General features: G+C 59.6%; 13 protein-coding genes. 1 reads left to right on the top strand and 12 read right to left on the bottom strand.

Going from position 1 to position 14,607, the window contains the following annotated elements; all coding sequences use genetic code 11:
* Positions 1–328: 328 nt before the first annotated feature.
* The 6 genes from ASD07_RS19025 to moaC form a co-directional block, all read right to left on the bottom strand.
* Positions 329–751: a hypothetical protein gene (locus ASD07_RS19025; protein ID WP_055933935.1), complete on the bottom strand. Its 423-nt coding sequence runs from the start codon at positions 749–751 to the stop codon at positions 329–331.
* 8 nt (positions 752–759) lie between these two features.
* Positions 760–2,946 carry an RHS repeat-associated core domain-containing protein gene (locus ASD07_RS19020; RefSeq protein ID WP_055933933.1) on the bottom strand — a complete coding sequence of 729 codons (2,187 nt, stop codon included), beginning with the start codon at positions 2,944–2,946 and terminating at the stop codon, positions 760–762.
* On the bottom strand, positions 2,943–5,219 hold the full coding sequence (locus tag ASD07_RS19015) for an RHS repeat protein (RefSeq protein ID WP_082507434.1): 2,277 nt from the start codon (positions 5,217–5,219) through the stop codon (positions 2,943–2,945). The genes ASD07_RS19020 and ASD07_RS19015 overlap by 4 nt, the downstream gene beginning before the upstream one ends.
* A 314-nt stretch (positions 5,220–5,533) precedes the next feature.
* Positions 5,534–6,232: a flagellar brake protein gene (locus tag ASD07_RS19010; protein WP_055933929.1), complete on the bottom strand. Its 699-nt coding sequence runs from the start codon at positions 6,230–6,232 to the stop codon at positions 5,534–5,536.
* A gap of 57 nt (positions 6,233–6,289) precedes the next feature.
* On the bottom strand, positions 6,290–7,510 hold the full coding sequence (locus ASD07_RS19005; protein ID WP_055933927.1) for an AGE family epimerase/isomerase: 1,221 nt from the start codon (positions 7,508–7,510) through the stop codon (positions 6,290–6,292).
* Positions 7,510–7,986 (bottom strand): cyclic pyranopterin monophosphate synthase MoaC, encoded by a 477-nt coding sequence (moaC, locus tag ASD07_RS19000; protein WP_055933926.1) that lies wholly within the window; start codon positions 7,984–7,986, stop codon positions 7,510–7,512. The genes ASD07_RS19005 and moaC overlap by 1 nt, the downstream gene beginning before the upstream one ends.
* Between moaC and ASD07_RS18995 the strand changes: the two genes are divergently transcribed.
* Positions 7,966–9,579 carry a M48 family metalloprotease gene (locus ASD07_RS18995; protein WP_082507456.1) on the top strand — a complete coding sequence of 538 codons (1,614 nt, stop codon included), beginning with the start codon at positions 7,966–7,968 and terminating at the stop codon, positions 9,577–9,579. The genes moaC and ASD07_RS18995 overlap by 21 nt on opposite strands.
* Here the strand turns inward: ASD07_RS18995 and ASD07_RS18990 are convergent, their stop codons facing one another.
* From ASD07_RS18990 to ASD07_RS18965, 6 genes are read right to left on the bottom strand one after another with little or no spacing between them, the layout of a single operon-like run.
* Positions 9,580–10,461, bottom strand: coding sequence for a tetratricopeptide repeat protein (locus tag ASD07_RS18990; RefSeq protein WP_055933922.1), 882 nt, complete (start codon positions 10,459–10,461; stop codon positions 9,580–9,582).
* Complete coding sequence (locus ASD07_RS18985; protein WP_055933921.1) at positions 10,458–12,272, bottom strand: DUF885 family protein; 1,815 nt, start codon at positions 12,270–12,272, stop codon at positions 10,458–10,460. The genes ASD07_RS18990 and ASD07_RS18985 overlap by 4 nt, the downstream gene beginning before the upstream one ends.
* 58 nt (positions 12,273–12,330) lie before the next feature.
* Positions 12,331–12,936 (bottom strand): DUF2946 family protein, encoded by a 606-nt coding sequence (locus tag ASD07_RS18980; protein WP_055933919.1) that lies wholly within the window; start codon positions 12,934–12,936, stop codon positions 12,331–12,333.
* A 3-nt stretch (positions 12,937–12,939) separates the two neighbouring features.
* Positions 12,940–13,902 (bottom strand): YheT family hydrolase, encoded by a 963-nt coding sequence (locus ASD07_RS18975; protein WP_055933916.1) that lies wholly within the window; start codon positions 13,900–13,902, stop codon positions 12,940–12,942.
* Positions 13,903–13,944: 42 nt separating this feature from the next.
* Positions 13,945–14,367: a nuclear transport factor 2 family protein gene (locus tag ASD07_RS18970; protein ID WP_055933914.1), complete on the bottom strand. Its 423-nt coding sequence runs from the start codon at positions 14,365–14,367 to the stop codon at positions 13,945–13,947.
* Positions 14,368–14,385: 18 nt separating this feature from the next.
* Positions 14,386–14,574 carry a zinc-finger domain-containing protein gene (locus tag ASD07_RS18965; RefSeq protein WP_055933912.1) on the bottom strand — a complete coding sequence of 63 codons (189 nt, stop codon included), beginning with the start codon at positions 14,572–14,574 and terminating at the stop codon, positions 14,386–14,388.
* Between the last annotated feature and the right edge of the window lie 33 nt (positions 14,575–14,607).

Genomic DNA, 14,607 nt, shown 5'->3' with positions numbered 1-14,607 from the left:
ATCCAGCCATCTGCGGCACCGATCAATCCAATCTCAGCACCGAGTGGTGTCGGTTCTGTTGTGCCGCCAAATGGGTATCGTAAATATTTCCCACCTTCATATATACCCACCGCAACCGCTCCAAACGGTCCCATCTTTGGAGCCCATAAATTCGGTGCCAGGTCTGACATTCGGACACGCGACCTGACTCTTTGATAAATATCAATACGCGAAATCGGTCAGATTCGCACGTTGAGATTTGTCATAAGAGTGCGCTCGCTGTCCGAATGACAGACCTGGCACTGGTTCCCTGGCACCGCTGGCACCGCGATCTCCGAACGGGCAATTTTCAGGCAGAAAAGGTACTTAGGCGCTGGCGAATCACAGGCCAGTCTTCATCAAGAAATTCCTTAGCATCGGGCCCCTGATTGGCTGCCGCAAGCAAAAGAGCCTCTATGGACGGCAAATGTACTGCTGTTCGATTTTCAACCGATTTAGCAATCAATCGATGAGCCAACTCGCTCGAATCATCGCTCGGCAACCCGTCTGCTACAGTCACCTCTGCGCTCTCGAATTCTTGCCGATGCCAACGCTTCAGCGAAGTTATTACACCATGTCCTACTTGAAGCGAGGCCTCATCAATACCTTCCGACATTAGTTCGCTTAAAGCCAACTCAACCACAAGTTGCGGCGCTGAATCAGGCCGCTCCGCCTTCACGATGCACAATTCGGAAGCTTCGTTCAAATAAATTTCAAGTTTTGGATAGCTCATATATTCGCTTACTTTCCTTCGCATGCTCTCAATGCATCGGCATATCTAGCGCTTGCTCGTCTTGCACAAGCGATATACGTTTTCGACCCTACACTCTTGTTGTAAGCACCGCACTCTGTCATATCAGCATGATAGTCATCATCGGCCTGTTTCTTACATTGCTCACTCGCCGTGCTGCTACACATCATGCTACCGATAGCGCCACCGATCTTAGAACCAGCCCATATCCCGCCGGCAGCACCGGCTCTACCGCCTACAGCCCCGCCAGCAGCGGCACCTGCGGCGCCACAACCAACCGTACCGACACCAGGAGCCAACAAGGTGCATCCCGCGCCAGCGGCGGCACCACCGACTACCCCACCCGCTGCCGTGCCCCCGTAATATCCGGCGGCACCGCCAATGGCGCCACCCACGGCTTTGCAAGCGGCCATACATGTCGAGTCCGCGTCCAGTCCCAAAGGATCGATATACGTCAGTGGATTCCCAAACACATACCCGTAGGTATTGATGCCACCATCCAGGCCGATAGGATCGGACTCGATATACCTCCCCGTCTGCGGATCGTAATCCCTGAAGTAGTTGTAGTGCAGATTGCTTTCGCGATCAAATTGCTGCCCCGGGAACCGCTGATTGTAAGCAAACGTGGTCTGACCGGCCGGCTGCTCGTTAGCCGCATCCTTGCCAAATGGGTCGCTGTTCCATTGCCACGCCATTGCGCCGTCAACATTAGTGATCACACGCGGCGTGTTGAGCTGATCAGTGTGGACAAAGTGCACTGTAGCTTCCCCAGCCGCCAGGGCTGCGGTTGCAGTAACTGCGACCGGTATGTCATCCAGGTACACGTATTCGGTCAGGGCATCGCCCGTGCTCTCAGCGATCAACTTACCGCTTTGGTCGTAGTGGTAGACGGTGCTGGCTGTCGGGGTGGTCTTCAACACGCGCTGGCCAAGCGCGTTGATGTTGTATCTAACGAGGCCAATCGTAGTATTGGCAGAGACCATCCGGCCGCGCGCGTCGTAGTTGAATGCTGCGCTTCCGTTATTGGTGATGCTGCCGTTGGCGTCGGTGGCAATGCTGGTGTTCTGGCTGCCGGCCAGCTGCGTCAGGCGATTGCTGGTCGTCCCGTAGGTGTAGTTGGTCACCGCCGCGCCATTGACGTACTGCGTGCGGTTGCCCACCGCATCGTAGCTGTAGCCGAGACTACGCTGGGCACGCTGCTCGCTTGTGATGCGATCAAGTTGATCGTAGCCGTAGCTACGGTTGTTGGCTGCATTGCCGCCATCGGCTACACCCGTGATGCGGTTTGCGGCGTCGTATGTCAAGGTCTGTACCTGGCCATTGAGCGTGTAGCTCGTCATGCGGCCGTTCAGGTCGTAGCTACGCGAGTAGGTCTGGCCGTTCCCAAATACCAGCGATTGCAACGCTCCAAAGGGCTGATAACTAACTTGGCTGATCAGGAGCGCAGCAGCACCGTCCTTCGTTGTTCGGATTTCCTTGATACGGCCCGCTTCGTCACGCACGTAGTCAACGCTACGGCCGCTCGGGTAGGTCATTCCGCTCAGGCGGCCATATTGATCATAGCGGTAGGCCGTGGTGTAGGCTTGGCCACCAATAGTGCGGGTCTCGCTGGCCATCCTGCCGCGCTGATCGTAGCCATATTGGGTGGCCCCGCTGACGTCAGAGATCTGGCTCAGGTGGCCAAGCGCATAAGCCCCTTGATCGTAGGTGTAGGTTGCACTGGTGCCGTCCGCATAGGTCACGCTAGTGACGCGGTCGAGCGCGTCGTACTTGTATGTCGTGGTCTGGTTTTTCGCATCGGTGCGAGTCGTCAGATTGCCAGCCTCGTCGTAAGTATTAACTGTGTTGCCGGTATCAGGGCTGCTGGTCTGGATCAGGTTGCCCAGGCCATCAATCGTATAGCTGGTGGCCAGGTTGCGGGCATCCGTGACCTTGGTGAGTTGACCCAAGCTATCGTAGGCAAACTGCGTGATGCCGTTCTTGGCGTCTGTGGTTTTGGTCTTGCGGCCTTGCGCATCGTATTCATGCTTGGTGACGCGCGCCAACGGGTCGGTGACTTGAGTCACTCGGCCGACCTCATCGTAGGCGTAATTAGTTGTCGTGTCTTGAACCTGCGCCTGGCTGGCGTTAGCCAGGGCCAGTGCGGTTGGTATGAAGAGCATTTGCTTCAATTTCATTGCACTGCTCCCGTAATTTGCTTCACGCGGTTCCATCCATCGTATGCGCGTGTGATCTGGCGCGTCAGGGCGCCGGTGGCATCTTTGCTTTGTTCGCTGGTGCGGTTACCCATTGCGTCGAGCACGTAGGTAATGCTGTTGCCCAGGGTGTTGCGCACGCCAATCAGGCGGTGGGCGTCGTCGTAGGTGTTGTAGATGGCGCTGCCGTCTGGCAGGGTTACCTGGGTGACCTGGCCGGCACCGTCGTAGTCATAGCTGGTGGTTTCGCTGCCGACTGTGACGGTGGAGATCCAGCCGCGTGCCGTGTAGCTCAAGTCTGTGGCCAGGCCGTTCGGGTCGGTGATGCGGCCTGCCCGGCCATTCGCGTCGTAGTTCGAATAGGTCGTTACGTGGCCAGCCGCGTTGGTTTGGGTGGACAGGTTGCCTTGAGCGTCGTACGTGAAGGTCGATGTTGCGTTGACGCCGGTGCGTGGTCCTTTGGCGGTCAGCACGTGGCCGAAGTTATCGTAGGTATAGGTCCACACTTGAGGCTTGCCGCTCAATACTGCATTGAATCCAGCCGTGCCGGTGGCGTCCGTTGTCGCCTGGAGCGTTTTGGTCAGCACATTGCCGGCTGCGTCGTAGCTAAACGTGGTTCGGCGCAGCGGCTCGGATATGCGAGCTGGCAGGCGGAAGGTCGGGTGCCATTCTGTTTGAATCGTACGCGCGACGGTCGTGCCGGAGGCTTCGATACGCTGGGTCTCCAGGTTGCGGGAAAGGTCAAACGTATATGCCGTTGCCGTTCCGTCGTAATCCGTGTAACGAGCAATATTGCCGTTCGCGTCGTACTCCGTTGACGCGCTTGCCGGAATGTATGGATTGAGTACAGACTGGCGCGAAACGCTGGTCTGGCGCAGGACACCGAGGATGTTCGAATATCTGTAGGTATACGTCGTATTTAATGGATCGGTCATCCACGTTAATGGTGAGTTGGGGTACGTTAGCGTGTACTTTTCTACGGCACCGGCGTGCTCGGTCGAGGTTGCGTGGCGTTGCGAGTCATAAGAGAACGTGGCATAGCGCTTGCCGTTTTCATCGATGATGCCAGTCAAAAGGCGGGCGTTTGTCAGGTTCGACGCCAATGCGGGCTCATCGTAAATATAGGTCCGGCTCTTCCCGTCCGGATAGGTCACTTTCGAGAGATTCTGCGAGCTCTCGTATTCGTACGCTGTAACGTTCCCGGCGGGATCCGACATTGTGGCCATGCTGCCCTTGTCGTTGTACGTGAACTGCAGCGCTCGGCCAAACGGGTCCTGTACTTTCAACAGGTAGCCGGCGCGCGGTGCAATTTCCGGCGGAGTATCTGTGTCGCTATAAACGAAGGTTGTGACGAGTCCATTCCGGTCCGTTTTGCTCAGCAACCGGCCATCCATTGAAAATAGTTCTGTTGTTTCGTTGGAAGCATTTGCGACTTGCCAGCCGATGACAGCGCCGCTGCTATCTACAACTTGCTGAACGCGGTCGTTCACGTCCTTCGACGGCGAATAATCGACGTCGCTGCCAAAGTGAGTCAGGCGGCCTGCTCCCCTGCGAACGCCAAAGCTCTTTGGCGTGCCTTTGCCTGCGTACGGATAGCAGTAATCTTTTGTACTTCCGGGCTCTCGTCCTATGAAGCACGCGAAATCAGGCGACGTTTTGGCGGCTTTGTTGGTGAAGTCGATGCCAAAGATCTGGTAGTTGTGGCGCCACACGCCATCATCACTCCGGTATGTCCGTACAAGCTGCAATGTACCCGATGGACTCTCATAATCCACTTCCGATTGAATTTTGACGCCGCCGTTCACCAGAATTGGATTACCAACCCGGCCAGCCTTCCGCTTATCACATTCATCGCAAGGCGGTTCGGGAGGCTCGTTGCGGGCACACAGGGCCGGCCAGACTGAAGGATGCATTACTTGCCACCATCCGTTAGGGCAACCAACACTAATTAACCCTCCTGTGGGAACCGTATGGCTGCGCCCATCTTCGGTGGTATAAGTCCAAGTGCCCCGCCATTCCCATTGGCCGTTGTTAAACGCAGGCCCAGTATAGGTGCCGATGCTGCCGCCCCAACGCGAGCTGGCCCACGCTTGTGCTGCTGCATCGCCGCTATCCATATAGCCCACTCCGCTGGCCAGATAGGTGATATGAGCACTTGCATATTCAGTGGCTGAAGCCGGACTGATGCACAGCAAATAAGCCCATAAAATAGCTGAACCTATTTCAGCCAAGATTTTCGATTTTCTTATATACATTGTTGATCCATTGAAGAGACGCGTGTGACGACGCGTTTGATCAGGTAATTGTTAAAGCGGGATAAGGATGAAGGCGGGGAAGTAACATCATGGTCAGCATGCGTACCACTTAGCTGACGGTGGCAAGCGGGGTAGGCCATTTCGTCGCGAACACCCATACTTATTACATTCGGGAACTATTGTATCCGGACGGGAATGTTGCAAAACTATCGAATTGTCACGAAAGTGGGCGCGTGTGCTGTTGGCGGTCGCGCTGGGTGCGGACACTCAAAAGTGCCTTGATGGCCAGCTGCATGGGCGCGGCTGGCGGGCAATCAAACGATCTTCTGACGATCAGCCAGCATGGCCTCGTAAGTCAGGTTCTGCAGCAGGGTGAAGTGTGCCGGATCGAGCCCGGTGAATTGCACGCCATAGCTGAACACATCCCGCCCATCCATCTTCTGCGACTGCGCCACCGTGGCATTGCGTACCAGGGCCGTTGTATTGATTCGCACTTGCCGGTCATCTGGCGGCGCCAGCAGGGTAAAGTCCAACTGCACCGTTTCGCCCTCGCGACTCAAAGGCTGGGCCGATTCGATCAGCGCGCCGGAAACGCTCAGGTTCACCATGAAGACCGAAGCATGGCTGCCGTCGTCGCGCGACATCTTGGCCGGGATCTCAACCTTCACGCGCATGGCCGCACGCAGGCTGGTGCCCTGGATCTCGCCTGGGAAGGCCACGTGCGCATACATCAGCGGCCGCAGGAAGACGCGCTGCACGACAGTCGAGAACGAGCAGACATTCACGCCGGAGAAGACGCGCACTGTCAGCTTGTCGCCTTCGGTGACAGCGATGGGCCCATTGTTCTCCATCGGGATTTTGACGATCATGTACTCGTCGCGCACCCACCCAATCACGGTGGAGAAATGCTGCATGGGCCGCAGGGTACGATGGGTGATCAACTGGATGCGCCCGCCAACCTGCAGGTTCATCTGTTCAAACGCATATTCCTGCAATTTGTTTTCGCTCGCCATCGTCGTTATTGTCTGTTTATGAGCAATTTCCCATTGTATATTAACGCCACGCATCAATTAGCGCTTTGTCGATAGGGCCATCCAGTCCAGGCCGACCAGGTGATATGGGTCGGGCTGTATCTTGCCGCAATTGACCCGCGCGCAGGTTTCCTTGGCGCCGAAGCGCCAGCCGCCGTTGTCGTGGTCGAGAATTTCTTTATCCACCAGCTCGCGCGTTTCCTCGTAGCGCCGCGCCATTTCCGGCCGCTGCGCCACCGCCAGGAAGGCCTTCATTCCTTCGGCTTGCTGCCACCAGAATTTTCCGCGATCGACCTGGCCGCTCGTGTAAATGCGGTTGAAGACGCCGCCATCCTGTTCGTCATAGCCTTTTGCCACTGCAAACTTCAGCAAGCGGTCGGCCACGCCGGAATACAGCGGTGGCAGGCCGCGCTTCTCCGCGCTGCGCAGGAGGTGGCTCCATTCGAACTGGTGGCCAATGTCAATGTAGCCCTCATCATTGGCCAGGGGCTTCCACTGCAGGTCATACCACTCGGGAATGTAAGCACCGCCATCCGGCAGGCCGATCATGAGGCGGTTCAGCACGAAGTCGCCCAGTGCGCGCGCATCTGCCACGACTTGCTGGTCACCGGTGGCATCGATCAGGGCCAGCAAGGCCTCGAACATATGCATGATGGGGTTTTGCGAGAGGTATTTCTCCGGCGCCGGAGTAAAGTCGCGGGGCGCGCTGCTGCGCAAGCCACCGGCCGGGTCGCGCAGGTTATTGCGAATGTCGTGCCAGGCCGCCAGCGCCGCTTCCTTGTACTTCGGTTCGCCCGTCACACGTGCCGCATGCGACAGCGCGAGCAGGGCAAAGGCGTGGCCGTAGCTGTTCTTTTTCATGTTGACCGGCTTGCCCTGCGCATCGACACCCTGGAAAAAGCCGCCATGCAGCGGGTCGTGGAAGGTGGTAAGCAGGAGGTCTGCACCGCGCTTGCCCACTTCCAGGTAGCGCGCGTCGCCAGTCGCTTCATACCCGATCAGCATGGTGTACACCATGCGGGAATGGCCGGTCAGGTCGCCGGGAATCCTGCTGGCCGGCAGCCAGCTACGCTCGAACTGTGCCTGCAGCAGGCCGGAAGGCGTAGGCGCCACTGCCAGCCAGCGAGACAGGTGGACGTTGAGGTCTTTGCGGTGCCATTCGGTATTCGCCACGTCGGCTATTGCGCCGCGTCCGCCATTTTCGCTGTCGCAGGCTGCGAGCAGGGCTAAGCATGATGCGACAGCCGCGCGGCGCAGCATCAGGCTTTCCAGTCGCCGGACTTGCCGCCCGCTTTTTCGGTGACGCGGATATCGGTCATCACCATGCCGCGGTCGACGGCTTTGCACATGTCGTAGACGGTCAAGAGGCCGACCTGCACCGCGGTCAGGGCTTCCATTTCCACGCCGGTCTTGCCGTAAGTTTCGACCTGGGCGCGGCAATGGAGGGTGTTGCTGGGTTCATCGGTGGTAAAGTCCACTGCGACGCGGGTCAGGGCCAAAGGGTGGCACAAGGGGACCAGGTCGGCCGTGCGCTTGGAGGCCATGATGGCGGCAATGCGGGCGATGCCAAGGACATCCCCTTTCTTGGCGGTTCCCGATAGAATAAGCGCCAGCGTTTCCGGCTTCATGCGGATACTGCCGGTGGCAACGGCAATACGGTGGGTTTCGGCCTTGGCGCCGACATCGACCATATGGGCCTGGCCGGCAGCGTCAAAATGAGTAAGGTGTTCGGTCATCGCGTAGCTCTCTTGTTGAACGGGTATGATAGCACTGTGAATGCACTACATTTTCGCCGTCCCTTGCTGGCGGCACTGGTTTCCGGCCTGCTGATCGCTGCCCCGGCAGGGCAGGCGCAGCAGACTGAATTGCCGACGCTGGGCGATGCCTCGCGCGAGGACATGTCTCCTGTGATGGAGAAGCGCCTGGGCGAAGAGATCATGCAAAGCCTGCGCTTCGAGCGCGACTACCTGGATGACCCGCCGATCATCGAATACCTGAACAGCTTCGGCACCAAGCTGGTGGATGCGCGGCCGGGTGCGCGCGGCGATGCCAACCTTGAGTACTATTTCTTTGCGATCCGCGACAAGAACCTGAATGCGTTTGCCATGCCGGGCGGCTATATTGGCGTGCACTCGCAGTTGCTGCTGGCGGCGCAGAACGAATCCGAACTGGCGTCGGTGCTGTCGCACGAGATCGGCCACGTGGCGCAGCGCCATATCGCGCGCCAGCTTGGGGCGCAAAAGAACGATGCCCTGATCCCCCTGGCTGCGATGCTGCTTGCTGCGCTGGCTGCCAAGTCCAGTTCAGATGCGGCAATGGGCGTGTTCCTGGGCGGGCAGGGCCTGGCCATCCAGCGCCAGCTGAATTTCGGCCGCGACGCGGAGCGCGAGGCGGACCGTGTCGGTTTCCAGATCATGAATGCTGCCGGTTACGACGCCAGCGGCATGGTGTCCTTCTTCCAGCGCATGCAGAACAGCACGCGCATGTACAGCGACCTGATGCCGCCCTGGCTGATGAGCCACCCGTTGACCACGGAGCGTATCGCCGATATCCAGGCCCGCATCCGCGATCAGAAATTCAGCCAGCGCGTGGACGGCATGGACTTCCACCTGATCCGCGCCCGTGCCCGCGTGCTGCAGGACGAAAGCAGCAAAGGCCTGTCCGACACGGAAGCGGTGTTCAGGAACCAGATACAGCAGCCTGGCCGGCAGAACGTGGCCGCCGGCCAGTACGGCATGGCGATGGTGTCGCTCAAGCGCTCCGAGTTTGCTGCCGCGCAGGAATGGCTGGACAAGGCGCGCGGCACCATCGACAAGCCGCCGGTTGCGGGCGCGTTCAGCACGCCTATCCCGCTTGGCACGACCGATTCGGCGCTGGCCTATATGTCGCTCGAGATCAAGCTGGCGCAGGAGAACAAGCCGGAAGTGATCACCGCCGCTATCGAGGAAGCACAGCTGGCGCAAGGCCGTTTCCCGTTATCGCGCGGCCTGGTGTGGCAATACGCCGACGCCCTGATCAAGGGCGGCAAATACGATGAAGCCACGCGCTTCCTGCGCGACCAGCTGCAGATGTACCGCCGCGAGCCGGAATTGCACGATTACATGGCGCAGGCCTACGCCAAGCAGGGCAAGATCGCCCTGCAGCATATCTCGCTGGCGGAATCCTATGTGCTGCTGGGCGGCGTGCTGGCCGCGCTGGACCAGCTGGCGCTGGCCCGCAAGGCACCCGATGCGACTTACTACGACCAGTCGGTGATCGATGCCCGCGAGCGCGAGCTGCAGGCAAAGCGCCGCGAGATGATGGGCGATAAGAAGAAAGACAAGGAGTAATCAGGCTGGAGGTTCCAGCTCGATGGAAATCTCGATTTCCATCTGCTCCATGCCCGGAACTTTGTCGAGGATTGCGGCGATTTCGTCATACGAAATCGCGGCAACGCCCACCAGGCGCGTTGGATTCCACGCTGGCTCCTCTTCTTCGCCCTCGGCATGCTCGTGCGGCACGCCTTCGCTACACGCTTTGCATAGCGTGCGCACGTTGGACGTCCAGTCTTCAAACGGCATGCCGGCCGCTTCGAATGCGGCTTCCAGCGTCGCCATCTGCTGCTCGGTGGCTTCCTGCACTTCCATGCAGAACGTGCTGAGCTTCGATGCCTCAAACAACTCCAGCACATTGAATACCGAGTATTCCCGGCCGCCCGACTCGCGTTTGCCGACGCTGGCGCCGTCGTGCAGGACGATGTCCCCGCAACGGAATCCTGAGTCCGGGTATGGAATGTTGCGCAGCACGGCGCGTACCGGGTCGATACGGGTGGCCCAGACTACTTCGCCGTCGCCGTCCGGGTTCAGCCGAACAGGCGTCGGGCCGAAGTCCATGTCAATCGGCCCTTCTGTCCCCTCGAGCTTGATGCCGTTATCGGCCCAGGCCTGGCGCACCGTAGCCCAGTCGCGCAGCGCAGTCGCTGCGATGGCCAGGTTCCAGCGGCTCGCTTCGTCGTCCGGCCGCAGTGCATATGCACGCTGGTTGTAATCGAAGGATTTGACCCAGTCGTTGCGGTACTTGTAGATCAGGCCAATGTTGTACAGCGTTTTTGCTGCGTCCGGGTTGAGCCGCAATGCCTCTTCATAAGCCTGGAGCGCCAGGTCGTCATTGCCGGCCTCACGATGGGCGATGCCTTGTTCGTTCAGTTCTTCTGCGCGTTCAAAATTATTCATGCGGTTTTCCGTTTGGCGACCCAGTCATTGACTACGCCTTCCAGCAGGGTCAATGGCAAGGCGCCGTGTATCAGTACTTCGTTGTGGAATTGTTTCAGGTCGAACTTGTTGCCAAGCTCCTTCTTCGCCTGCTCGCGCAGCGCGAGAATCTTCAGCATGCCGACCTTGTAAGCCAGCGCCTGGCCTGGATTGACGAAGTAGCGTTCGATCTCCGCCGTCACATCGCCTTCCGCCATGCCGGTGGTGTTCATCATGTAATCAATGGCCTGCTCGCGCGTCCAGCGCTTGTAATGAATGCCGGTATCGACCACCAGGCGGGTCGCGCGCATCATTTCGTCGCGCAGGCGGCCCAGGTTATCCAGCTGGGTTTTCTGGAACCCCTGTTCCGCCGCCAGCCGTTCCGCGTACAGCGCCCAGCCCTCATTGTAGGCAGTGAACGGAATGATCTTGCGGAAGAATGGTACGCCCGTCATCTCCTGCTGGATCGCGATCTGGAAATGGTGGCCCGGAATGCCTTCGTGGTAAGCCAGCGTGCGCATGGCGAACTTCGGCGTTTCGCCCGGTGCGCGCATGTTCGCGTAGAACACGCCCGGCCGGCTGCCGTCGAAAGAGCCCTGCATATAATAGGCACCTGGTGCAGTCGCCTGCGATGCGACCGGCACCGCCTGCACTTCAACGCCCAGTTTCGGGCGCACGTCGAACACCGGGTCGAGGCCTTTGTTGACCTCGTCCAGGATGGCCTGGTACTGCGCCAGCATGGCCTTCTTGCCTTCGTCGGTATTCGCATACTGCTGCTCAGGGCGCGAAGCCAGGATCTGCACGCGCTTGCCGATCGAACCTTCGGCCAGGCCTTCACCTTTGAGGATGGCATCCATCTCCGCGCCAACGCGCTCGACTTCCGCCAGGCCCAGTTCATGCACCTGCTGCGGCGTCAGGTTCGAAGTCGTATGCTGGCGCACTGCCCAGGCGTAGTAAGCTTCGCCGTTCGGCAAGCTCCAGGCGCCATTGTTGGTAGTGGCCTTGGATTGCAGCGCGGTGAAAGCATCAATCAGCTTGCCATAGGCAGGGTAGACCGCCTCCTGCACTGCCTTTTCGGTTTGGGCCAGCAAGGCGCTGCGCTCGGTGTCGGACAGCTCTTTCACCTTGGCCAGCTTGTCGCGCATATTGGTCACCAGCACATGCTCGTTGACCGGCGTGGCGACAACGGCCTTCATTTCCGCCAGCACTTTGTCGACGGTGAATTTCGGCGGCACGATCCCTTTGCTTTCGCTATGGCGAATCGCTTCCGCCACCTGGCCGAATTTGACCGGGAACAGGTTCAGGCGTGCGATATAGGCTGCCGCCTCGCCCTTGTCCGTAACCTGGTGCACGTCGGTCATGAATTGCGGCAGCATGCTCTGCACGCCCATCATCTGGTTGACCGGGAAGCCATGATCGATGAATGCTTCGCCCTCTACCTGGCTTTTCAGGAAGAAGCGCAGCGTGTCGTAGGACAGCTTGCCCTCGGCATCGAGACCTTCCGTGCTGTAGCTCTCCAGCATGGCCAGGTCTTGTTTGAGTTGTGCCATTTGTTTGACGCTGTGGGCGGGCGAAGCGTCATCGAGCTTCTTGCTGTAAAAGTCCAGCCAGCCGGGCAGGATGCGCATGTCGGACAGCATTTCGGGGCTGTCGATCGCATAGGCGGCAAATACGCGGGCGTAGAACCAGTCCAGCTTGAGGGGCTTGAAATACCAGGTGTGGGCGACGAGGGCCAGGGCCAGCACAACCAGGCCGAGCGCAATACCGCCCAGCCACTTTGCAGCACGTTTCATCAGGGAGTTCTCCGGGATTGTTTTTCTCTTAACATCATGCCCCGGAGAGGGCAACCGGTCAAGGTTGCGGCTGGCGCTTGAAACTGAATGCTTGCGGCACGGTGTCGCGCGCGATTGCCGCCAGCGGCACGGCGCGCTCACCGACGCGCAAGGTGAGCGGCGACAGGCTGGCAGGATCGCTGGCCGCGGCATCCAGCCATGCCAGCAGGGCGTTGTCGCCTACCTGGCGGCCGTTCAGTTCCAGTTGCGGCAGCACTTGCGCGAAGTCGCGGTCGTCGAGCTGTGCCAGCACATCGCCGCTGCGCAGCAGCAGCTCGCCGGCTTCGGTCAGCCAGGCCGCATCCACTTCGCCCAGCGGTGCACCGGTATGCAGCACGAAGCCGTGGACCGGATCGGTGCGCGCAATGAACGGTGTGGTCTCGAGGTTCAGGTACACGCGCTGCGGGCCGTTCTGGAAATACCAGCGGCCCTGTTCATCGCTCTGGTAATTGCGCGTGATGAAGCCGACCAGTGCCGGGTTGGTCAGCTTGTCGCCCGCTTCGTTGAAATGCTGCGCGCGCTCATCGCGCATGCGCCAGTTGCCGCGCGCATCGAGCGCCAGCCAGCCGTAGCAATGCGGCACATTCGGCCACTTGACCATCGCCTGTTTGACTATTTCATCCATTGTTCAAGCCTCGGCCATCTCGCGGGTTTCGACGGCGGTCAGGAAGTTCAGCATGCGCAGTGGCAGCCAATCGAGGCTGCCCGGCATGCGGCCGGTGGCGAAACCCACATGGCCGCCTTCTTCCGGATAGTCCAGCACCACATGGCGCGATGCATCGCGCGGCAAATATGCACCCGGCATGAAGGGGTCGTTCTTCGCATTCAGCACCAGGGTCGGCACCGTGATATCGGTCAGCACGTGTTTGGCGCTGGCGCGGTCCCAGTAATCGTCCGCATCGCGGTAGCCGTGCAGCGGCGCCGTAACCACATTGTCGAAGGCGTGCAAATCCTGCGCTGCCATCAGCGCATCAAGGTCGAACAGGCCGGGGAATTGCTGCAGCTTGGCCAGGCATTTCGGTTTCAGCGTTTGCAGGAACATGCGCGTGTAGAGGCGGCTCAAGCCGCGCGACAGGGCGTTGCCGCCTTGCGCCAGGTCGAGCGGCGCCGATACGGCGCAAGCCGCGTCGATAAACCCTGCCTGGTGCTGCGATTCGCCCAGCCAGCGCAGCAGCACATTGCCGCCCAGCGAAACGCCGCAAGCGTAGAACTTGCCGGTGGCATGCGGATGCAGGCGGCGGATGATCCAGTCCAGTTCACCGGAATCGCCGGAATGATAGAAGCGCGGCGCCAGGTTCGCTTCGCCGGAACAGCCGCGGAAATGCGGTACGGCGCCGGACCAGCCGCGGCGCGTGATTTCCGCCATCAGGGCGCGCGAGTAATGGCTGTCGGACGAGCCTTCCAATCCGTGGAACAGCACCACAAAGGGCTTGCCCGGCGTGCCGTCGACGAAATCGACATCGATGAAATCCGCGTCCGGGGTATGCCACCGTTCGCGGCGGAAACGGACGTCGGGCTTGGCTATGCAGGTAGCCGGGTAAATGGTCTGCAAATGGCCGCTCGGCAGCCAGAATGGGGCGATGTAGTTCATGGCGCGGCTGGGATCGACCCAGCGGGCCGGATCCCCCTTTTTTTAGTGCAGTATTTGAGCGCGCGGATCGACGGGAACAGGTCCCGGCGCTACAGACACATGATGCAACACAATGCGCCAACCCTTCGGTGTCTTAACGTACACATTGGTCGCAATCAGGTGCGCCGGCTCGCCGCTTGCCGCTGTGACGCCCTCGATGACAGTATGCACCGAACTCATCAGGTTGTGTGTCTCATGCAGCTGGGACGGGCGAATTTGCAACCCGCCGTGTTCCAAAAGTGCACTCCAGGAATCGCGGATGGCGCCATGCCCGATCAGGCGCGGGCCGCCGGGATGGATGCAGACGATTTCCTCGTCATCCGCCCACAGCGCCATCAAGGCTTCCAGGTCGGCCCGGTTCAAGGCATCGTAAAAGGCTGCTTCGACTTCTGCCGCACTGCCATTCTGGTGTTTACGTGCTGCCATCCGGGCTCCGGGGATAGATTAGTGGTGGCCGACTTCGGTACCAGGCTTCAGCTGGTACTGGGTGCCGCAGTATGGGCATTTCGCTTCACCATGCTTGAAGTCCAGGAACACGCGCGGGTGAGAAGACCACAGCGGCATGGCTGGATTCGGGCAGTAGGCCGGCAGGTCTTTGCCATCGAGTTCTACTGGCTGGGTGGCGTTGCTCATCTTATAACACTCCGCAAGATCAAAAACCAAGAT

Origin of the sequence: Duganella sp. Root336D2, from assembly GCF_001425005.1 — a bacterium.
GTDB lineage: Bacteria > Pseudomonadota > Gammaproteobacteria > Burkholderiales > Burkholderiaceae_D > Rugamonas.
This window is presented reverse-complemented; position numbering and strand designations above follow the sequence as displayed.